Origin of the sequence: Yimella sp. NH-Cas1 (assembly GCF_022359705.1) — a bacterium.
GTDB classification, from domain to species: Bacteria; Actinomycetota; Actinomycetes; order Actinomycetales; family Dermatophilaceae; genus Yimella; species Yimella lutea.
Genome location: NZ_JAKSGG010000003.1, coordinates 3,071,806 through 3,091,178 on the forward strand (window position 1 = coordinate 3,071,806; position 19,373 = coordinate 3,091,178).

The following is a 19,373-nucleotide window of genomic DNA, read 5'->3' on the forward strand; positions in this document are numbered from 1 at the left end:
GTCTATACCCCGGCCACTCGTTCATAGCCCGGCCACTCGGTGATGGGATGACGTCATGGCCACGCAACTGATGAAGCCGCGGGAGGTGCCGCTCGGCGGGCTGCGCGCGATCACCGTGCGGCGGACACTGCCGGCGAAGGATCGCTCGTTCGTCGGGGCATGGTGCTTCGTCGATCACTACGGTCCGCAGCGGGTTCGCGCGAACAACGAGGGTGGCATGGACGTCCCGCCGCACCCGCACACCGGACTGCAGACCGTCTCGTGGCTGTTCGAGGGCGAGATCGAGCACCGCGACTCCGGCGGCGCGATCGGCCAGGTGCGCCCGGGTGAGGTCAACCTGATGACCTCGGGCGCCGGCATCTGTCATTCCGAGGTGTCCACCGAGTCGACGGACGTGCTGCACGGCGTCCAACTCTGGGCTGTTCTGCCGGACGCCGACCGGCACACCGTCCGGAATTTCGAGCATTTCGCGGCCGAGCCGGTGGCGCTCGCGGACGACGCCGGCACCGCTCGCGTCTTCCTCGGCTCCCTCGCTGACGTCGCTGAGTCGCCGGTGCACACCTATACCCCGCTGCTCGGGGCACAACTCGACCTCGCGCCCGACGCGAAGGTCACGCTGCGGCTCGATCCGACGTTCGAACACGGGGTGCTGCTCGACACCGGCGCGGTGAGCGTGGACGGCGAGCCGCTGGAGTTCGGTGACCTGGTCTGCCAGGACGAGGGCCCGGATTCTCTTGTGCTGCAGGCAGGTCCGGACGGTGCGCGGATCATTCTGCTCGCGGTGAGCCGTTCGAGGAGGAGATCATCATGTGGTGGAACTTCGTCGGGCGCACCCATGACGAGATCGAGCAGTTCCGTGAGCAGTGGCAGGCACAGGCCGAGCGTTTCGGCGAGGTCGAGGGGTACGAGGGCGAGACGCTGCGGATCGCGGCCCCAAAGCTGCCCGGTGTCCGGCTGCGTCCGCGCAACCGTCGCGGCAAACGGACTGCGTGAAACCCTGAACTACCCGTGAGTCACGCCTAGCGTTGTGACCAAGGATCCGACTCAGAGGAAGTGTTGCCCGACATGACCGACAAGCTCGACATCGACGTCCGTGACAACCCCGAGCGCAGCCGTTACGAAGCCGTCCACGACGGTGAGGTGATCGGGTTCGCGGAGTACGACAAGACCGAGGACGTCGTCGTGTTCACCCACACGGTCGTCGATTCGGGGTACGAGGGGAAGGGTGTCGCCGGACAACTCGTCCGGTTCGCGCTCGACGCGGTGCGCGACGAAGGCACCCGTGAGGTCGTGCCGCAGTGCTCGTACGTCAAGGGGTGGATCGCCAAGCACCCCGACTACATCCCGCTGGTCTACGGCCAGGCCAAGCCGGCCGCCGACTGACGACGTCCGAGAAGTTCATCGCCCGGTCGGTCTGAAAGGTGCCGCGTTCCAGTTGCGTAGCTGAACCCGAACGCTGGTTGAGTCAGGCTGCTGACGAAGCAAGCAGCGTGCGCCGAGACCACGGTGCCGCGAAGGAGAACCCGGCCACACGATGGATACGTGTGGCCGGGTTTCGTTGTGTCTCATCGGGTTTCGGCGCGCGGGATTTCCTTCGCCAGTCCCGCTGCTCAACCAGCGGTGAGTTCCGTTGGGTGTGACCGATTTTCGGTGCAACCAGCGGTGATGAATTGGTCGTCAGTCGGTGGTGAGGTCGCGAGCCATCTCGTCGAACACCGCCACGAATGCGTCGACGGCTTCGTCGGTGTGGGTGATCGACAGCGTCCACTCCTCTTCACGCCCGGGGGTCATGAAGATGCGGCGGTTCATGTTGTAGAGCCACGCCAGGTCGGCCAGCGGGCCGTTCTGGTGCTCTTTGTAGCTGGCGTAGTCGACGACCTTCTCCGGCGCGAACGTCACGCAACCCTTCGAGCCGATGCCGACGGCGTACCCGGGCAGGTCGTACTTGTCGACGACGTCCTGGCAGCCACCGACGATGCGGTCGTTGAGGTGCGCGAGGTGCTTGTAGGCGTCCGGGGTGAGGACGTCGAGCAGGTTCGCGCGCATCGCGGCGACGCCGAGCGGGTTCCCGTTGTAGGTGCCAACCTGGTAGACCGAGCCGTCCTCGACGACGGACATGACCTCTTCGGTTCCACCGATCGCACCGGTGGGCAGACCCGCGCCGAGACCCTTGGCGAGCGTGACCATGTCGGGCAGCACGCCGAACAGTTCGGTGGCGCCACCCGGAGCAACCTGCAGGCCGGTCTTGACCTCGTCGAAGATCAGCACGATGCCGTGCTTCTTGGTGATCTCACGGACGGCCTCGAGGTAACCGGGTTCGGGGAGCACGACGCCGAGGTTCATCATCGCGGCTTCCATGATCACGCAGGCCGGCTTGCGGCCCTCCTTGTCGAGGGCAACGATGCGCCGCTCCATCGCGTCGGCGTCGTTGAACGGCACCGCGACGGTCATCTGGACGGTGGCGTCCGGGATTCCCGCACCGTAGGGCAGCGACTTGAGGTCGTCCTTGTCGCCGATCTCGCCGTAGGGCACGCCGATCGAGACCATGACGGTGTCATGGTGGCCGTGGTACGAACCGAAGATCTTCATCACGGTGTCGCGACCGGCGTATGCACGGGCGATGCGGATGGCGTCCATCGTCGACTCCGAACCGGAGTTCGTGAAACGCCACTTCGGTAGGTTCCAGCGGCGGGCGAGCTCGTCACCGACGACGATGGCGTCCTCGGTGGGTGCCGCGAAGTGCGTGCCCTTGGGGTAACGGTCGGCGATCGCCTTGCCGATGATCGGGTTCGCGTGACCCTGCACCATCGAGCCGAAGCCGTTGTGGAAGTCCCACATCTCGTTGCCGTCGACGTCCCACACGCGCGGGCCCGAACCACCCTCCAGGTAGATCGGCCACGGGTCGCGCAGCTGGTAGGACGACGCGACGCCGCCGGCGAGGTGCTTCTGCGCCCGGGCGTACATCTCCTTGGACTTCTGGGTCTTCTTGTCGAGCTTGGCCGCCTCGATCTCGGTGAGTTCGGCGATCCGCTCGGGACTGATCTCTACAGGCATGACAGTTCTCCAGCCGATCGGCCTGGCATCGGCGGCTGTGTCGTTCGGCTCCGACCGGCCTGGCAGCGGAGCAGGGCGCGTGAACGCGCGACCTCCACAGTACCCCGGACACTCACCCACGAAAGTTCGCAGAACGCGTCGAACGCAGCGCGGCCGCATGGCACGAGCGGACGCACTTTCTCGGGGAAGGGCGGGTACAGACCGTCCACCGCGTTGACCATGCTTGCGCAGACAGTGCTGAAATCGGCGTGAGTTTGTGCCCTTCGCCCGACTCGGCGAAGGGCACAAACTCACGCGGATTCTGCTTGTCAGCCGAGGGAGCGCAGGGGGTCGGCCAGGTCGCGCTCGAACTGCTCCAGGAAGCGGCGCTGGTCGTGGCCGGGCGCGTGGAAGACCAGGTGGTCGAATCCGGCGTCGACGTACGGCTTGACCTGCTCGAGCACCTCGTCCGGGTTCGAGGCGACGATCCACCGCTTGGCGACCTGCTCAATCGGGAGTTCGTCGGCCAGGCGCTCCATCTCGCGCGGTGAATCGACCGAGTGCTTCTGCTCGGGAGTGAGTGACAGGGGAGCCCAGAAGCGAGTGTTCTCAAGGGCATTCGCCGGGTCGGTGTCGTACGACAACTTGATCTCGATCATCTTGTCGAGGTCCTCGTAAGAACCCTTGCCCAGCTCAGCGCCCTCCTTCACCGCGGGCAGCAGTTCGTCGGTGTAGAGCGACATGCCCTTGCCGGAGGTGCAGATGAACCCGTCGCCCATGCGTCCGGCGTACTTGGCAACGGTCGGACCGCCGGCCGCGACGTACACCGGGATCCCGCCGTCGGGCACGTCGTAGATCGACGCCGAGTCGGTGCGGTAGTAGTCGCCCTCGAAGGTGACCTCGTCACCCTTCCACAGCTGTCGCATCAGTCGGACGGCCTCACGCAGACGGGCGAAGCGCTCCTTGAACGGCGGCCACTCGCCCTCGAACCCGGTGGCGATCTCGTTCAGGGCTTCGCCGGTGCCGACGCCGAGCACGACCCGTCTCGGGAACAGGCAGCCCATCGTTGCGAACGCCTGCGCGACGACCGCGGGGTTGTAACGGAAGGTCGGAGTCATGACGGACGTGCCGAGCGTGATGTCGCTGGTCTGCGCGCCCACGGCCGACATCCACGAGATCGCGAACGGTGCGTGCCCACCGTCGTGGCGCCAGGGCTGGAAATGGTCGCTGACAAAGGCCGACTGCATTCCGCGTTGCTCGGCGGCGACGCCGAGGTCGACGAGTTCGCGCGGGCCGAACTGCTCGGCTGACGCTTTGTACCCGAGGGTGAGGGCCATGGGGTGCTCCTAGCGGGACGGTGGCAAGGCGGTGTCAAGGTGGTGTCAAGGCGGTGGCGCGGTCTGACCCGAGTATCCCCCGCGGCCTAGGGTTGAGTGCATGGAGCCGTTGCTGCGACTGCCCGACGGCACCGTGAAGCAGATCAACCCGTTTTCCGGCACGGAGGTGTGGACGGTGCCCGGCCGCGGCAACCGTCCGCTGCCGTCGGTGCTGGACGACGTGCACTCGCTCACCGAACACGAGATCCGCAACCGGTGCGCGTTCTGCGAAGGGCGCTACCTGGAGACGACGCCGGAGCGCACTCGTTGGACGCGGGTCGAGTCCGGCTGGGTCGAGACAAGTGACCTCACGGCGGACGAGGTGATTGCGGCGCCGGCCGAGTTCCGCCGGATACCAAACCTTTTCGAGATCCTCTCCTACGACTACTGGCACCTCAACCACGGGTACGACGGTGGTCCGGCGGCACTCGAACGCGAGGAGCACTACCTGTCGACGGAACTGGGTCGCCGGCACGTTCGCGACCTCGTCCGCACCCGGTTGAAGGCCAAGGGTGAGGAATCCGCCGACCTGGACGACGACCTGCTGCAGAACGAGTCACGCGGCTTCTTCGCCGGCTGCCATGACGTGATCGTCGCTCGCCGGCACTACGTCGACGGCGCGACGCGCACCGACCAGCTCGCGTCGTCCGGCACGCTCAGCCCGCACGAGCACACGGCTTTCGTCCGAGCGACGGTCAGCAGTGCACGGCGGTTGTACGAGGGCAACCCGCACGCGCAGTACGTCTCGATCTTCCAGAACTGGCTCGCGCCCGCCGGGGCGTCGTTCGAGCATCTGCACAAGCAACTGGTCGCGATCGACCGCATCGGTGGTCGACTGCGCGGGGAGATCGCCAAGTGGCGCAAGGACCCGGAGATCTACCGCCGGTTCGGGCCCGACCTCGCGCGCACGCACGGTCTGGTCATCGCCGAGAACGAGCACGCGATCGCATTCGCCGGCGTCGGGCACCGCTACCCGGGCATCGATGTGTTCACCAAGGCCGACGGGCTGCCGTGGGAGTTGGGGGACGAGGTGCTGCGCGGCTGGTCCGATCTGGTCCACGCCTGTCACGCCGCGACCGGCGTGCTCGTACCCACGAACGAGGAGTGGCACCACCAGCCGCCGTCCGTGCCGGGCGTGCGCATGCCGCTGCGGGCGGTCATCAAGTGGCGGATCAACAACCCGGCCGGATTCGAAGGCGGCACAGGGGTGTTCGTCAACACCATCGACCCGTGGACGTTGCGCGAGCGGCTGGTCGATCGACTGGGTGACCTGCGCAGCGACGGTGTGTTGGGTGAGGTCGAACTCGGGTCGACCACCTGAGTGACAGCAACTGCTGACAAAGATCGGGCTTTGTCCTGCGTGAGCCAAGATGTTACCGACGGGTAAATAAATAGGACCCGCGTCACACCGCCGCTGTCGGCCATGGCAGATTTGACCCCAGCACGGCCAACCCCAGAAGAAGTACTATTCTGAGTAGTAGCTAGGACAATGACGTCCGAACGCGACGTCATGCCTCGCACCCGTTGAGAGGGAAGTGAACCGATGGTTGATGTGGCGGCGGCGCTCGAAGCCGGTGGCCTGACGAATCCCCATGTTCGCGAGTACGTCGAACACTGGGCGAAGATCACCGGCGCGGACCGCGTCGAAGTGGTCGGCGCCGAGGATGACGCGCGACTGATCCAGGAATGCCTGGACGCGGGCGAGCTCGAGCCGGCCGGGGAGGGCCTGTACTACTCGCGCAGCTACGAGAAGGACACCGCGCGCTCGGAGGAGCGCACCATCGTCGCCACGAACCGTGAGAGCGACAAGGGTGTCTACAACAACTGGCGCCCGGCGCAGGAGATGAAGCAGGTCCAGGTCGAGCGCATGACCGGCGCCTCGAAGGGCAAGACGATGTACGTCGTCCCGTACCTGATGTCGCCCCGCGGCGCTCCGCTGGAGAAGTACGCCGCCGGGGTCGAACTCACCGACTCGCGCACCGTCGTCCTGCACATGATCCGCATGGCCCGCGTCGGCGCCGACTACATCAACAAGCTCGCCGAGCCCGACCACTTCGTGCGCGCCGTGCACGTCACCGGCGACCTGGAGAACCTCGGCCAGGGCACCGACGACGACCAGCGTTACTTCGTCACCGTCGCCGACGAGCGCACCATCCTGCACTTCGGTTCCAGCTACGGCGGCAACGCCTTGCTGGGCAAGATCGCCCACGGTCTGCGCCAGGCGGCGTACGACGGATGGGCCTCCAAGGAGTTCCTGTCCGAGCAGTTCATGCTGATCGGCATCAAGGACAAGGAGACCGGCAAGGAGTACCACATCTGTGGTGGCTTCCCGAGTGCCTCGGGCAAGACCAACCTGGCCATGATGCTCCCGCCGGACGCCCTGGGCGACCGGTACGAAGTCTCCTTCTACGGCGACGACATCGCCTGGCTGTGGGTCGGCGACGACGGCAAGCTCTACGGCATGAACCCCGAGTTCGGTGCGTTCGGTGTCGCCAAGGACACCAACGAGAAGACCAACCCGACGGCGCTCGCGTCCGTGGCACCCGGCACCGGCACGATCTTCACCAACGTCGCCTACAACGAGAAGACCCACGAGGTGTGGTGGGAGGGCAAGACCCCGAACACCCCCTCGGACGTCGAGGGCTGGCGTGACTGGCGCGGTCGCCTCATCTCCGAGCGCAGCGACGATGAGAAGAGCGCCCCGTGGGCGCACCCGAACAGCCGCTTCACCACGACGCTGGCCAATGTGCCGAACGTCGCGCAGGACTTCGAGGACCCCAAGGGTGTGCCGATCGACGGCATCATCTTCGGTGGCCGCACCCGGGACCGTGAGCCGCTGATCCGCGCGATCGACGACCTCGCCGAAGGTGTGTACGACGGTCTGACGCTCGGCGCCGAGGCGACCGCTGCGGCCGACGGCAAGGAGGGCGTGCTGCGTTACGACCCGATGTCGATGCGCCCGTTCATGTCGTACGGCGAGGGCGATTACGCCCAGCACTGGCTCGACATCATCGGCGCCGTCAAGGACAAGCCGATCTTCGCGCACGTGAACTGGTTCCAGCGCAGCCAGGAGGACGGTCACTACCTGTGGCCCGGCTACCGCGAGAACCTGCGTCCGCTGCTGTGGCTGATGGCGCTGAAGAACGGCGAGGTCGACGGCGTCAAGACGCCGGCCGGCATCATCCCCAAGCAGGAGGAACTCAACCTCGAAGGCCTGGAGATGCCGCAGGCCGACCTCGACAGGATCCTGTCGATCGACGTGCCGCGCTGGCGCGAGGAGATGGGCTACCGCGAGGAGCACCTCAAGGCGTTCGAGCGTTTGCCGCAGGAGATTTGGGAAGCCCACCGCCGCGTCGCCAAGGACTTCGACGACGCCGAGTGACCTACACCCGTAATCAACGAAAGTGGCCGCTCCTGCGGCCACTTTTCGTTTGCTCCCGCTACTCGGCGAATTCCTCGGCGACGTCCCAGAATCGGGTACGAAGCCGAAAACGGGTGGGCTCGCTGATCTCGTAGACACCGAGGCGACCGGACAGGTCGACCAGCAGCGCCCGGTCGAGTTCCGGCGGTATCGACGGCTTGCGCTCCAGCAGGTGAGCGCGTGCGCTCGGCGACGCCGAACGCATCCACGACGACACGACGGCCTTGCTGACCGCGGTGATCGCGGCCTCCTCGTCGGCGGTGACCAACATCGCCGGGTCGACCCGGTCGAAGTCAATCGGTACCGGGATGGGCGCCGGTCGGTCGACCCGCCTGGCGGGCATCTGTTTCGGGCTCGGGCGAGCGCCGATACTCGTGGGAGTAGGCGCCGAATCTACTTGCGGTTCAGCGGTTTCGCTGGCCGAAGGCTGCTCGGGGGCGGGAGCCGGCGTGGTGCGCACGAACACGGTGTCGTCGATGATCGACGGATCGACGAGCTGGACGTCGTCGGCCTCGCGCCACAGGTGCTTGGAGACACCGTTGGGGTTCCCGTCCTTGTCCGGCACGGCCAACACGATCACCTGGGCGCCGAGGTGCTGAGCTTCCTCCACTGCTTCGGTGAGATCGTCGTCGCCGCTGAGCAGATAGATGATGTCGACGATCCGGTTGCGGCTGTGGGTGGCGAGGTCGAGCCCGATGCGCAGGTCGACACCCTTCTGCTCGCCGCCGTACGACAGGCGTCCCAAGCGCAGTTTCACGCGCGGCAGCATGCCGATGCGTTCCTGCAGTTCGTCCGGGTTGCCACCACGCTGACCGCCGGAGTCGTACCAGTTGACGCGCAGCAACGGCAGTCCGCTCAGCCGTTCCGCCTGCGCGATGAGCTGCTCGATCAAACGCTGATGGTCCACGACCACACCGGCACGCAACGAACTCCCCGAGACGCAGGTGGCGGTGGCCGCCAACAGGTATCCGGCATCGACGTACAGGGCGCAATAGGACCGGCTCATGACCCGACCCTAACGAGGCGGGCCGTCCGCCGTATCGGGTTGGCCCGACCTCGAACCCGCCCGTGGACGGGAATGTGCTGCCCACCCCTGGGGAGGAGGGTTAGGTTCGTCAACGCAGACCGAGGGGAAAGACCGTCATCGTCCGGGGGGTGCTGGTCACTGCGCTGAACCTGGACATCGGAGCGAAGATCCGGTGGCCGAGCAGGTTGCAGCACGTGCCGGATCGGGAATTGGTCTGACAGGCAAAGAGAATGGCGAAGTGGCCGGGTCCCCCCGCGGACCCGGCCACTTCACGTTCAGCAGACGCGTTCGATCAAGCCTTGATCGAGACGTCGTCGAAGACGAAGCTCGTCTGGGCGGAGGAGTCCTCGGTGGCCGAGAACTTCAACGTGACCGACTGGCCCTTGTAGGCGGACAGGTCGACCGTGACCTGCTTCCACGCACCCTTGGTCAGGTTCGAGTACGAAGCAACCGTGCGGGCCGTGCCGCCGGACGGGGTCACCGTCACCGATGCCTTGTCGTACGCGGTGTACGAGGTGGTCTCGGACGAGTCCACGGACACCCAATAGGTGAGGGTGGCCGAGGTGGACGTCGACGGGATGGTCACCGTCTGCTGCTCGTACTCCGAGGAGGTCGTACCGTTTCCGCCGAGCCACATCTTCCAGCTGCCGCTGTGCGCGGTGCGGCCGGTGTTGTTCGTGATCGGTCCGCTGGTGCCGGTCCAACCGGTGCTACCGGATTCGAAGCCACCGTTGGTGACACGCTCGCTGCCGGCCGGCGTCGGGTCGGTCGGGCCGGGGTCGGTGGTGCCGGAGCAGGCCGCCGTGCCCTTGGGAACGGTGATCGCGTTGAACGCCTTCTCGACCGCGGTGCAGACCGCGCTGCTCGAGCCGTACAGCTCGATCGCCGACTTGATCGCACCTTCACGAGCTGCCCGGTAGTTCGAGCTCGTGGTGAGCTTGGTGGACAGGGTGCGGTACCAGACCTTCTCGATATTGGTCCGTCCTGCGCCCGTGACCGCCGGTGCGCCACCACAAGTCGGGGAGTTGTAGGAGACCCCGTTGATCGTCTTCGAACCCGACCCTTCGGCAGCCATGTAGAACCAGTGATTCAGCGGGCCGGAGGAGTAGTGCGGGTCGACGGTGATCGTGCTGGAGGAGTAGCAGTCCAGGCTGACGCCGTCCTTGCTCGGCTTGTCCATGTAACGCAGCGGCGTGCCGTTGCCGTTGAGGTTGATCAGCTCACCCATGTAGTAGTCGGGATTGTCGGCGGGGAGAGCCGCGTGGAACTCGACGGCGACGCCGAAGATGTCCGAGGTCGCCTCGTTGAGGCCACCCGACTCCACGTAGCGGCCGGCGCCCGGGTTGCCGTAGTCGAGGTTCGCGGTGTTCTCGGTGACGCCGTGGGTCATCTCGTGCGAGGCGACATCGAGTTCGGTCAGCGGGGCAGCGTTGTTGCGGCCGTCGCCGTAGGTCATCTGGGTACCGTCCCAGAAGGCGTTGACGTAGCTGTTGCCGTAATGGACGCGGCTACGAGCGCCGGTACCGTTGTTCCAGATGCCGTTACGGCCGAGCACGTTCTTGAAGTAGGCGAACGTGGTGTCGGCGCCGAACTGTGCATCGACGGCCGCCGACTGACGGCTGCTGGTGGAACCGGTGCCCCAGGCATCGTCGGAGTCGGTGAACTGGGTGCCGGTGCCGGAGGTGCCGTTGTTCATGTCGGTCGTGTAATTGCCGGTGGTCGAGTTGCGCAACTGGTAGGCGCCACCCGAGTACGTGGTCGACAGGTTCACGCTGCCGACGAACACGCCGCGACCGGTGCCGGCGTGGATCTTCTCGCTCGAGGAGATCACGGCGCCGGTCGACGCGTCGACCATCACGACCTGGCGGCTCGGGGTCTGGTTGTGCGCGACGCCTTCGGTGGTGACGGCGCGGACGAGGCTCGCGGTGCCGTCGGCGTGGAGGATGACGGCCTGCTCGGACTTCGTCGCCTTAACCTGCTTCAGCGCGCCGTCCTTGGTGCGCTCGGCGCTGTGGCCGACCGCTTTCTGGCGGGCGCCGGCGTCGGTGACCTTCGCGGTACCGGACGGCAGCGAGACCTTCGCCTCGACGTTCCAGATGGTGTCGACGATCTTGCCGCCCGCGTCACGCTTGACGATGAGGTCGCCGCCGATGACCTCCATCCCGGCGTAGGTGCGGTCGTAGCGGGTGTGCGTGGAGCCGTCCGGGTCGGTGATGACCGACTTGACGACCAGCTTCTCCTTGGCGCCGAGGCCGAGGGACTTCGCGGTGTCGCCGGCGGCCTTGCCGGCCGCCGCCATCTGACCGGCGTAGGTGGCCGGGGTGACCGACATGGCGGCCGCGGGGGCAGCGGCCTTGGGGGCGGCGACGTGCGCCGCGTCGGCAGGTGTGCCGAGCGTGAGGGCGGCAACGGAACCGAGGGCCACGAGGCCGAGCGCTGTGCGCTTCATGTACTCCTCCTACGGAGCGGGAAAGGGAACGGCGTGCGGGGTGACACGCCGTTCGCTGAGGGTGCTCCCTGCGTCCGTTAGTAGGACAGCGGCTTTGACAAAGCTTGACCAAGGCAAGACGAAACCTTGATCGGAGACGTCCTCGCGCTGACCGTTTCCTTACCGGTGAGGTGGGGTGCGCTTTACCGGCACCGTGGAGTTATGGCTGGGGGATATGCGGCACATCGTGTGCGTGAGCGCGGATGTTTTTCCAGCGGCGGCGCAGCTTCCACCGAAGACGACGGTAACGACGACGAAGCTTGCGACGCAACGGAATCCGGGCGTAAGGATCACGAATCGGAAGCGCGATGCGCTGGGTGTGGGCGTCGGTGAGTGCGTGGCGCAGCACCTCGACGAGCACCCGGACGTCGTCCTCGGCGTCGTGCGGTCTGGCCTGTGGGACGTTCCAGTAGGTGCACAGGGATTCGAGGGAGAACGTGGCCGCAGGAGTCTTCAGCGCGCGAGTCAGCTCGATCGTGCACAGGCGCTCGCGAGTGGGCAACGTCGAGCCGACGCGTTTGGCCTCGGCGGCGAGGAAGGCCCAGTCGAAACGTGCGTTGTGTGCCACGACGACACGATCACGGACGAGGTCGGCGACGGTCGGCGCGATCTGGGCGAACGTGGGCGCTCCGGCCAGTCTCTCGGAAGTGATGCCGTGGAGGTCGACGGGACCCGGATCGACGCCTGGATCGACCAACGTGCTCCAGCGTCGCTCGATCGACCCGGATGCATCGAGTTGGGTGACCGCGACCTGCAGGACGCGGTGGTGGCGCGGGTCGAGTCCGCTGGTCTCGACGTCGAGCACGGCGTAATTGTGTGGAAAACGGCGACTCACCTCGACCGGAAACGGTTCGGGGGGAGTCGTCGAGGTCATGGCACCACTGTAGGAGCACGGTCTGACAGTCCCGGGAGACAAGTCGCGGACGAGGGCATACCGTTGGCCAGGTCGGGCTCAAGAGTTCGACTTCGAAATGTCACCACGTTCGGGAGCCGTCACAATGTCCGAGTCACAGTCAGCGACCGTCGCGTCGATCCGTCAGTTGCGCACGCAGATCCCGGGGCCGAAGTCCCGTGAACTGCACGCTGCTCGCGAGAAGGCCGTCTCCAGCGGATTCGGTATCACCTCGCCGATCTTCATCGACCATGTCGAGGGTTCGCTGCTGGTCGACGTCGACGACAACAAGCTGATCGACTTCGCGTCCGGTATCGCAGTGACCAGTGTCGGTGCGGCGAACCCGAAGGTCGCTGAAGCCGTTGCTGCACAAGCGAAGTCGGCCATCCACACCTGCTTCATGGTGACCGAGTACCAAGGCTTCGTCGACGTCTGCGCGAAGCTGAACGAGTTGACGCCGGGCGACTTCGACAAGCGCAGCGCGCTGTTCACCAGTGGGGCGGAGGCGATCGAGAACGCCGTGAAGATCGCCCGCGCCTACACCGGTCGCCCGGCAGTCGTCGTCCTCGATCACGCGTACCACGGGCGCACGCACATGACGATGTCGATGACCGCGAAGAACGTGCCCTACAAGCAGGGATTCGGTCCGTTCGCGACCGAGGTGTACCGGACGCCGACCGCGTACGGCTTCCGCTGGCCGAACCGGCGCGAGAACGCTGCGTCCGAGGCGCTGGCGATGCTGAAGGAAATGGTGCTGACCCAGATCGGTGCCGGTAACGTCGCCTGCATCGTGGCCGAGCCGATCGCGGGGGAGGGCGGTTTCATCGCTCCCGAGCCCGGCTTCCTCAAGGGTGTGCAGGACTTCGCGCGTGAGCACGGCATCGTGTTCGTCGCCGACGAGATTCAGACCGGATTCGCCCGTACCGGAACGCTTTTCGCCTCCGAGTTCGAGAACATCGAGCCCGACCTCATCACCACCGCCAAGGCGCTCGGTGGTGGAATGCCGATCTCCGCGGTCACCGGGCGGGCCGAGATCATGAATGCGGCGCCGGTCGGTGGCATCGGCGGTACGTACGCCGGCAACCCGGTGGCCTGTGCTGCTGCGCTCGCGGCGATCGAGGTCATCGAGAGCGATGACCTGGTCGGTCGTGCGAAACAGATCGAAGCGGTGGCGATGCCGCGGCTGGAAAGCTTCGTGCAGTCGTCCCCGTACGTCGGTGAGGCGCGCGGTCGTGGAGCGATGCTCGCGATCGAGTTCGTCACCGACGACGGCATCACCCCGAATGCGGATGCAGCCAAGAAGGTTGCTGCTCAAGCCAATTCGCAGGGCGTGCTGACGTTGACCTGCGGCACTTTCGGCAACGTCATCCGCCTGCTCCCGCCGTTGATCATCAGCGACGAAGAACTGGACGAAGGCCTCGACGTGATCGGGGAAGCGATCGACGCACTCTGAGCGATCAGAGTCGCAGGGCGCCTTTGAGTCCCTGCCAGGCGTGGCCGGTCTGTCTCTCGACCTCGCCGGCAATCTCGCGCACTCGTTGCGCAAGGTCGCGCTCGTCGATGGTCAACTGATTGTCGAAGCGTTCGTCCAGGACGCTGGTCGATGCCGACCAGGCATGCATGGCGACGGCGTCCAGGAAGATCTCGAGCACCCGTCCGGGGTCGTCACCCTCCCGGTCGACGCTGATCCAGTCGAGTTCGTCCTGCCAGAGCGCCGAGCGCGCCGGGTCGGGATGAAGACTCAGTACGGTGCCGAAGTTCGCGGTGCCGGCTGTCGGCCGCAGGTAGTCGCGCACCTGGTGCACCAGTCGCAGCACGTTGTCGTCGGTCAGCGATGCTCCGATGACCAGTAGGTGCGAGGTCAACAACATCGACTGGAACAGTGCGCCGGCCGGCCGATGCCGTGCGTCGTACGCCGCGAACTGTGAGCGGGTGAGCACGATGTCGTCCGGATGCTGCACATCGCCGTGCATCTTCAGCAGCCAGGGCCGTCCGTCGGTGCGCCGTTCGTACGGCAACACCGCCAGGCGTATGCGGTGGTCGGCGGAACTCACCGCACGTTCGTAGAGATCGTCGTAGTTGGTGGTGGCCGACTGCTGAACCCGTAGCGCGGCGAGCAGCAGATGCGACAGCCCGGGACGCTTGACCGTCTTGACCTGATCGACGACCGCCGAGGCGAACTTCGGGTCGCGCCGCTGCAGCAACTCGGCCTGATCCAGCAGCGACAGTTCGCCGAACGACTGGGGCGTGATCGTGTCCGGCAACTTCGCGGCTGCCACGATCCGGGCAACGAGGGTTCGCCAATCCGGAAGTCCGGCACCGACGCTCACGCCTGCGCCGAGGAAGAGCGACAGTTCACCCTTGCGGGCGCGGGTGCCGAGGGTCTGCGCCAGGGAGAGCGTGGGCTCGTCCGGACGCCCGGACTGTGCGAACCCCGGGAACCATCGCGTCGGATCCCCGAGTCGGGCGTCCTGAAGTGCCTGGAATCGACGCTCGTCGATGGTCGTGAGCAGTATGTCGAGCACGTGATGCTCGGCCGCTTTCACCAGTACGTCGAGCAATCGGCCCTGGACAGAGCCGGATTCGTCGTCGAGCCCGCCGCCGCCGACAGCGAGCACCGGGACGGCGACCCGCGCCAGGCGGGTGTTCAGTGTCGCGGCGACATCGTCCAGACAAGCGGCGAGGTGCGCGACGAGCGCGTCAGCGTCCGAGCGTCCGCCGTCGGTGACGTCGACCCACCAGGTGCGACCGGTCCTGCCGAAGTGCTGTTCGTCGAAGCGTGCGGGCTTGCTGGTGTCGACGCCGAGCTTCTTCCATTCCTCACGCACCGAGAAGGTGGAGTCAGTGGGAAGAACGATCGCGTCGTACGCGACATCGGCCAGGTCGGCGTGCAGCAGGAAGAGGTGGCCCTTGAGCATGAGTCGATCCTGTCAAACCAGGGGGACGGTCGTCGGTCGGACGCAGAAGGTTCTCTACCGTTGAGAAGGTTCGATCACCGTTCCGAGAAGGAGAAAACCTTCTCGGATCAGGAAACCTTCGTGTTCGGGTAGGTGACCTCAGGCCCGTCGATGCCGTCCAGGACCGTGCTGGTCGCGCGGCCCAGGGCCTCCAGCGATGCCTCATCCAGGCGATCGAACAGGTGACGGCGCACCGTCTCGACGTGGCCGGGTGCGACCTTGTCGAGCGCGGCTTGACCCTCGGCCGTGATCCCGATCCAGGCACCGCGGCGGTCCTGCTCACAGTCGATACGGCTGACCAGTCCGCGTGCTTCCATCCGCTTGACCTGATGCGACAGTCGGCTGCGCTCCCAGAACATCCCGTCGGCCAGCACGGTGGCGCGCAACCGGCGGTCAGGTGCCTCGCTCAGTGCGACCAACACCTCGAAGTCGGGTAGTGAAAGTCCGCCGTCGGCCTGCAACTGCCGCGAGATCAGCGCGTTCAACTCGCGATGTGCGAGCAGCCATTGGCGCCAGACCTGCTGCTGTCGGTCGTCGAGCCAACGCGGCTCGGGTGTCTCATTCCCGCTCATTTCCGGGCTCCCCCGGCGTAGTTGACATGTCAAGAATATTACCTCTATTGTTGGTGACACGTCAACAATAGCTGCGGCGCCGGCTCGGCCGCACCGCGTTCAACAAGGAGCACTACATATGTCCGGTATCGACACGCTGAACGGCACCTACGTTATCGACCCGTCGCACACCCGCATCGGCTTCGTGGTCCGCCACGCGATGGTCACCAAGGTCCGCGGCTCGTTCAACGAGGTCGACGGCAAGGCCGTCACCGGTGAGAACCTGCAGGATGCGTCCATCGACGTCACGATCGACACCGCATCGGTCGACACCCGCAACGCCGACCGTGACGGGCACCTGAAGAGCGCCGACTTCTTCGACGTCGAGAAGTACCCGACGATCACCTTCAAGAGCACCGACGTCCAGGCCAAGGGCGATGACCTCGTCGTCACCGGCGACCTGACCATCAAGGACCTCACCAAGTCGATCACCATCGAGTTCGAGTACGAGGGTGGGGCCACCGACCCGTTCGGCAACCAGCGTGTCGGCTTCGAGGGCAAGACCGTCGTCAACCGCGCGGAGTACGGTCTGACCTGGAACGCAGCCCTCGAGACCGGCGGCGTCCTGGTCTCCGACAAGGTCACCTTGGAGTTCGAAATTTCCGCGATTCGTCAGGCCTGATCCGCCCGCGGCCTGACCGCAAAGCAAGCCCCCGCCCCACCGCGAACCCCCGTCGCGGTGGGGCGGGCTCGTTCGTCAGCCGCGAAGTTCACGCTTGAGGATCTTGCCGGACGCGTTGCGCGGCAGATCGTCGATGAACTCGATCTGCTTGGGCACCTTGAAGGACGCCACCTGCGTGCGCGCGTGCTCGGTGAGCGTCTCGACGTCCAGGTCGGACGCTTCGGGCCGGCGTACGACGAACGCCACGATCTTCTCCACCCACTTCTCGTCGGGCACCCCGACGACCGCGACCTCGGCGACGCCGGGGTGGGTGTAAAGAGCGTCCTCGACCTCGCGGGACGCGACGAGCACACCACCGGTGTTGATGACGTCCTTGATGCGGTCGACGACGAAGATGTAGCCTTCCTCGTCCTGGCGCACCAAGTCGCCGGAGTGGAACCAGCCATCGGCGAACGCTTCTTCGGTGGCCTTGAAATTGTTCCAGTAGCCGTCGCACAACTGCGGTGAGCGGTAGACGATCTCACCGGATTCGCCGGTCGGGACGTCGTCGCCGGACGCGTCGACGACCCGTGCCTCGACGAACAGCACCGGCTTGCCCGCGCTGTCCGGACGCGCCTCGTGCTCCTCCGGTCGCAGCACCGTCGTCAGTGGTGCGACCTCGCTCTGACCGAAGCAGTTGTAGAAACCGACAGTCGGCGCCTTCGCCTGCCACTTCTTGAGCACCGGCACCGGCATGATCGACGCCCCGTAGTAGGCCTTGGTCAGCCCACCGAACGAAAGTCGTTCGAAATCAGGGTGATTCGCCATGCCCACCCACAGTGTCGGTGCTGCGAAGAACGAACGGTGACCGTCGTTCGCCAGCCGGTTCAGGACGTCCGCTGCTTCGGGCACTTCGAGGATCGTGTTCGTCTGACCGATCATCAGCCCCGGCAGTACGAACACGTGCATCTGCGCCGAGTGGTACAGCGGCATCACGTGCAACGGGTTGTCGTCCGGGTGCAGGTCGAGCGCGTGGATGCACGACACGTACTCGCTGACCAGCGCCCGGTGCGACATGATCGCGCCCTTCGGAGCCGATGTCGTGCCGGAGGTGTAGAGCAACTGGACGGTGTCGGTGTCCCGGCCGCGCTCCTCGAAGTCGGGTGTTGAATCACCTTGTGCCACAGCGAGAATAGAGTCGCCGGCGTCGCGGAGCGTAATGACGGCGGACGGCTGGTGCTCGATGTCGTCGAGGCGGGCGGCGAACGCGGGATCGACCAGGACGAGCGTGCTTGCGCTGTTGTTGATCAGGTGGTCGAGCTCGCGGCCGAGCAGGTTGTAGTTGAGCGGCACATGGATGAACCCGGCGCGTGCGCAGGCCAGGAACGCGATCAGGTAGGCGTCGGAGTTCTTGCCGAGGGTTGCGATGCGCGCTTTCGGTTCGAGTCCAAGACCGGCCAGGTGGTGCGCGACCCGGGTGACCGCGTCGTCCAACTCGCGGTAGCTCCAGGTGCGGTCGCCGAAGCGCACGGCCTCCCGGTCGCCGAATCGCGCGGCACTTCGGCGGACGACGTCCGACACCGTGTTGCTGCGCAGCGTGGTCGCGTCCATCATGCGCCGGCCCCTTGTTGGGGAAGATGTGCGTCGAACCAGGCGAGCAGGTCGGCGGTCACCTCGTCGCGGTTGGTCTCATTGAGCAGTTCGTGACGAGCCTCGGGATAGATTGTCGTCGTGACCTCGCGGACGCCCGTCGTGCGCAACTGTGCCGCCACCTCGCGCACGCCCTTGGCCTCCTTGCCGCCGACCGGATCGTTGCTGCCGGACACCAGCAGGATCGGCAGATCGTCCGGGGTCGCCGAAACGACCTTGTCGTCGTTGACCCGCTCCAGTCCGTGCAGCAGGTCGGCGTAGAACCCGGCCGTGAACAGCTCGCCGCACTTGGGATCGGCGATGTACCTGTCGACCTCGGCCTCGTCGCGCGAGAGCCAGTCGAAGTCGGTGCGTGCCGGTTTGAAGGCGGCGTTGTACTGGCCGAAGGTGAGTTTGTTCATCAGGCCGGACGGGTGCCGGCGACCCTTCACCTTCGCCTGTACGCCGGCGATTCCGCGGCCCACCTTGCCGAGCGGGCCGGCCGATCCACCGGTGCCCGAGAGCACCAGGCCGGCGAGTTCGGATCCGTACTTCGTGACGTACATCCGCGAGAGGAACGATCCCATCGAGTGGCCGAACAGGAACACCGGCAGGCCCGGGTGGTCGGCCTTGATCCGCTGGGTGAGCACGGACATGTCGTCGACGACGGCGTCGAAACCTTCCTCGTCCTTGAAGTAACCGACGTCGTTCGGGTCGTGGACCGTCTTGCCGTGGCCGCGGTGGTCACCGGCGTAGACCACATACCCGGCGTCGGTCAGTGCCTGGGCGAACCGCTCGTAACGGGCGCCGTGCTCGGCCATGCCGTGCGCGAGCTGGACGGCGGCGCGCGGAGTGCCCTCCGGCGACCAGCAGTGGACGAAGACCGGCGTCTCGTCGGCGGTGTCGAGCAGGAAGGTGTCGGTGCGCACGGTGTTCCTCGTTCCGAATGTGACCAAGCAGGTGACCAGATGACTGTGGTGAGCCTATGCCGCCGGGTCCGTCGGCGCGGCCGATCCGAAAACGTCAATGTCGCCAGATCAGCCGGAGCCACAGAAGCTCCCGCAACTGCTCGAGCGCCGTGTGTTCAAGCCGGCCGGGGTGAATCAGACCAGCTACCCGACGACCGCCGGCACGAAGGGTCCGTTCCTGGTCGGTACCGCGTTCGCCGGCAACAGACCTACCCGCTGAACAGTTTCGACCCGTCGGTGTTCGGTGCTGCCGGGGCGCTCGTCAGCACTACCAAGGACCTCAACGCCTTCACCGAGGACCTGCTGAGGTTCGGGGAAACCCGACAGGCCGTCCGGGCGTTGACCCGACAGTAGTTGTCGGCACCTGTCC

The 19,373-nt window shown here is 66.0% G+C and carries 16 protein-coding genes and 1 pseudogene; 8 read left to right on the plus strand and 9 right to left on the minus strand.

Translation table 11 applies throughout. The features are described from left to right. Positions 1-70 precede the first annotated feature (70 nt). The 3 genes and pseudogenes from MF407_RS15135 to MF407_RS15145 all read left to right on the plus strand — a co-directional run. Positions 71-358 (plus strand): annotated as a pseudogene (locus MF407_RS15135) (pirin family protein); the annotation flags it as partial. A gap of 449 nt (positions 359-807) precedes the next feature. Further along, positions 808-993, plus strand: coding sequence for a hypothetical protein (locus MF407_RS15140; protein ID WP_239702930.1), 186 nt, complete (start codon positions 808-810; stop codon positions 991-993). Positions 994-1,065: 72 nt separating this feature from the next. After that, positions 1,066-1,383, plus strand: a complete 318-nt coding sequence (locus tag MF407_RS15145; protein WP_129626515.1) for a GNAT family N-acetyltransferase — start codon at positions 1,066-1,068, stop codon at positions 1,381-1,383. A 294-nt stretch (positions 1,384-1,677) separates the two neighbouring features. Here the strand turns inward: MF407_RS15145 and MF407_RS15150 are convergent, their stop codons facing one another. Both MF407_RS15150 and fgd read right to left on the minus strand, forming a co-directional pair. Continuing rightward, on the minus strand, positions 1,678-3,054 hold the full coding sequence (locus tag MF407_RS15150) for an aspartate aminotransferase family protein (RefSeq protein ID WP_239702803.1): 1,377 nt from the start codon (positions 3,052-3,054) through the stop codon (positions 1,678-1,680). Between the two features lie 308 nt (positions 3,055-3,362). Continuing rightward, on the minus strand, positions 3,363-4,370 hold the full coding sequence (fgd, locus tag MF407_RS15155; RefSeq protein ID WP_239702804.1) for a glucose-6-phosphate dehydrogenase (coenzyme-F420): 1,008 nt from the start codon (positions 4,368-4,370) through the stop codon (positions 3,363-3,365). A gap of 100 nt (positions 4,371-4,470) precedes the next feature. Here fgd and MF407_RS15160 point away from each other — a divergent pair, with 100 nt between their 5' ends. Together MF407_RS15160 and MF407_RS15165 are read left to right on the plus strand one after the other, a co-directional pair. Beyond that, complete coding sequence (locus MF407_RS15160) at positions 4,471-5,730, plus strand: DUF4921 family protein (protein WP_239702805.1); 1,260 nt, start codon at positions 4,471-4,473, stop codon at positions 5,728-5,730. 222 nt (positions 5,731-5,952) lie between these two features. After that, positions 5,953-7,791 (plus strand): phosphoenolpyruvate carboxykinase (GTP), encoded by a 1,839-nt coding sequence (locus MF407_RS15165; RefSeq protein WP_239702806.1) that lies wholly within the window; start codon positions 5,953-5,955, stop codon positions 7,789-7,791. Between the two features lie 58 nt (positions 7,792-7,849). Here the strand turns inward: MF407_RS15165 and MF407_RS15170 are convergent, their stop codons facing one another. From MF407_RS15170 to MF407_RS15180, 3 genes are all read right to left on the minus strand, one after another. Then, positions 7,850-8,836, minus strand: a complete 987-nt coding sequence (locus MF407_RS15170; protein ID WP_129626505.1) for an NYN domain-containing protein — start codon at positions 8,834-8,836, stop codon at positions 7,850-7,852. A gap of 313 nt (positions 8,837-9,149) precedes the next feature. After that, complete coding sequence (locus MF407_RS15175) at positions 9,150-11,306, minus strand: M4 family metallopeptidase (protein ID WP_239702807.1); 2,157 nt, start codon at positions 11,304-11,306, stop codon at positions 9,150-9,152. A 199-nt stretch (positions 11,307-11,505) separates the two neighbouring features. Continuing rightward, on the minus strand, positions 11,506-12,219 hold the full coding sequence (locus MF407_RS15180) for an exonuclease domain-containing protein (RefSeq protein ID WP_239702808.1): 714 nt from the start codon (positions 12,217-12,219) through the stop codon (positions 11,506-11,508). A gap of 124 nt (positions 12,220-12,343) precedes the next feature. On the opposite strand from MF407_RS15180, the gene gabT reads away from it, so the two are divergent. After that, on the plus strand, positions 12,344-13,690 hold the full coding sequence (gabT, locus tag MF407_RS15185; protein ID WP_239702809.1) for a 4-aminobutyrate--2-oxoglutarate transaminase: 1,347 nt from the start codon (positions 12,344-12,346) through the stop codon (positions 13,688-13,690). Positions 13,691-13,694: 4 nt separating this feature from the next. Here the strand turns inward: gabT and MF407_RS15190 are convergent, their stop codons facing one another. Together MF407_RS15190 and MF407_RS15195 are read right to left on the minus strand one after the other, a co-directional pair. Next, positions 13,695-15,155, minus strand: a complete 1,461-nt coding sequence (locus MF407_RS15190) for an SIR2 family protein (RefSeq protein WP_239702810.1) — start codon at positions 15,153-15,155, stop codon at positions 13,695-13,697. Positions 15,156-15,262: 107 nt separating this feature from the next. Further along, complete coding sequence (locus tag MF407_RS15195; protein ID WP_129626495.1) at positions 15,263-15,766, minus strand: MarR family transcriptional regulator; 504 nt, start codon at positions 15,764-15,766, stop codon at positions 15,263-15,265. 118 nt (positions 15,767-15,884) lie between these two features. Between MF407_RS15195 and MF407_RS15200 the strand changes: the two genes are divergently transcribed. Next, positions 15,885-16,427, plus strand: a complete 543-nt coding sequence (locus MF407_RS15200; RefSeq protein WP_129626493.1) for a YceI family protein — start codon at positions 15,885-15,887, stop codon at positions 16,425-16,427. 75 nt (positions 16,428-16,502) lie between these two features. On the opposite strand, the gene MF407_RS15205 is transcribed toward MF407_RS15200, so the two are convergent. Together MF407_RS15205 and MF407_RS15210 are read right to left on the minus strand one after the other, a co-directional pair. Continuing rightward, positions 16,503-18,020 carry a fatty acyl-CoA synthetase gene (locus tag MF407_RS15205; protein ID WP_345770877.1) on the minus strand — a complete coding sequence of 506 codons (1,518 nt, stop codon included), beginning with the start codon at positions 18,018-18,020 and terminating at the stop codon, positions 16,503-16,505. Beyond that, entirely contained in the window at positions 18,017-18,964 is a 948-nt protein-coding gene (locus MF407_RS15210; protein WP_239702811.1) for an alpha/beta hydrolase, read from the minus strand. Before MF407_RS15210 ends, MF407_RS15205 begins: the two co-directional genes overlap by 4 nt. A gap of 97 nt (positions 18,965-19,061) precedes the next feature. On the opposite strand from MF407_RS15210, the gene MF407_RS15215 reads away from it, so the two are divergent. After that, the gene (locus tag MF407_RS15215; protein WP_168990273.1) at positions 19,062-19,223 is read left to right on the plus strand and encodes a hypothetical protein; all 162 of its coding nucleotides are present in this window, start codon (positions 19,062-19,064) and stop codon (positions 19,221-19,223) included. Positions 19,224-19,373 lie beyond the last annotated feature (150 nt).

Excerpts from the sequence above, each read along its gene's own strand:
- MF407_RS15140 (WP_239702930.1), top strand. The coding sequence starts at position 808 with ATGTGGTGGAACTTCGTCGGGCGCACCCATGACGAGATCGAGCAGTTC.
- MF407_RS15145 (WP_129626515.1), top strand. The coding sequence starts at position 1,066 with ATGACCGACAAGCTCGACATCGACGTCCGTGACAACCCCGAGCGCAGC.
- MF407_RS15150 (WP_239702803.1), bottom strand. The coding sequence starts at position 3,054 with ATGCCTGTAGAGATCAGTCCCGAGCGGATCGCCGAACTCACCGAGATC.
- fgd (WP_239702804.1), bottom strand. The coding sequence starts at position 4,370 with ATGGCCCTCACCCTCGGGTACAAAGCGTCAGCCGAGCAGTTCGGCCCG.
- MF407_RS15160 (WP_239702805.1), top strand. The coding sequence starts at position 4,471 with ATGGAGCCGTTGCTGCGACTGCCCGACGGCACCGTGAAGCAGATCAAC.
- MF407_RS15165 (WP_239702806.1), top strand. The coding sequence starts at position 5,953 with ATGGTTGATGTGGCGGCGGCGCTCGAAGCCGGTGGCCTGACGAATCCC.
- MF407_RS15170 (WP_129626505.1), bottom strand. The coding sequence starts at position 8,836 with ATGAGCCGGTCCTATTGCGCCCTGTACGTCGATGCCGGATACCTGTTG.
- MF407_RS15175 (WP_239702807.1), bottom strand. The coding sequence starts at position 11,306 with ATGAAGCGCACAGCGCTCGGCCTCGTGGCCCTCGGTTCCGTTGCCGCC.
- MF407_RS15180 (WP_239702808.1), bottom strand. The coding sequence starts at position 12,219 with ATGACCTCGACGACTCCCCCCGAACCGTTTCCGGTCGAGGTGAGTCGC.
- gabT (WP_239702809.1), top strand. The coding sequence starts at position 12,344 with ATGTCCGAGTCACAGTCAGCGACCGTCGCGTCGATCCGTCAGTTGCGC.
- MF407_RS15190 (WP_239702810.1), bottom strand. The coding sequence starts at position 15,155 with ATGCTCAAGGGCCACCTCTTCCTGCTGCACGCCGACCTGGCCGATGTC.
- MF407_RS15195 (WP_129626495.1), bottom strand. The coding sequence starts at position 15,766 with ATGAGCGGGAATGAGACACCCGAGCCGCGTTGGCTCGACGACCGACAG.
- MF407_RS15200 (WP_129626493.1), top strand. The coding sequence starts at position 15,885 with ATGTCCGGTATCGACACGCTGAACGGCACCTACGTTATCGACCCGTCG.
- MF407_RS15205 (WP_345770877.1), bottom strand. The coding sequence starts at position 18,020 with ATGATGGACGCGACCACGCTGCGCAGCAACACGGTGTCGGACGTCGTC.
- MF407_RS15215 (WP_168990273.1), top strand. The coding sequence starts at position 19,062 with ATGTCGCCAGATCAGCCGGAGCCACAGAAGCTCCCGCAACTGCTCGAG.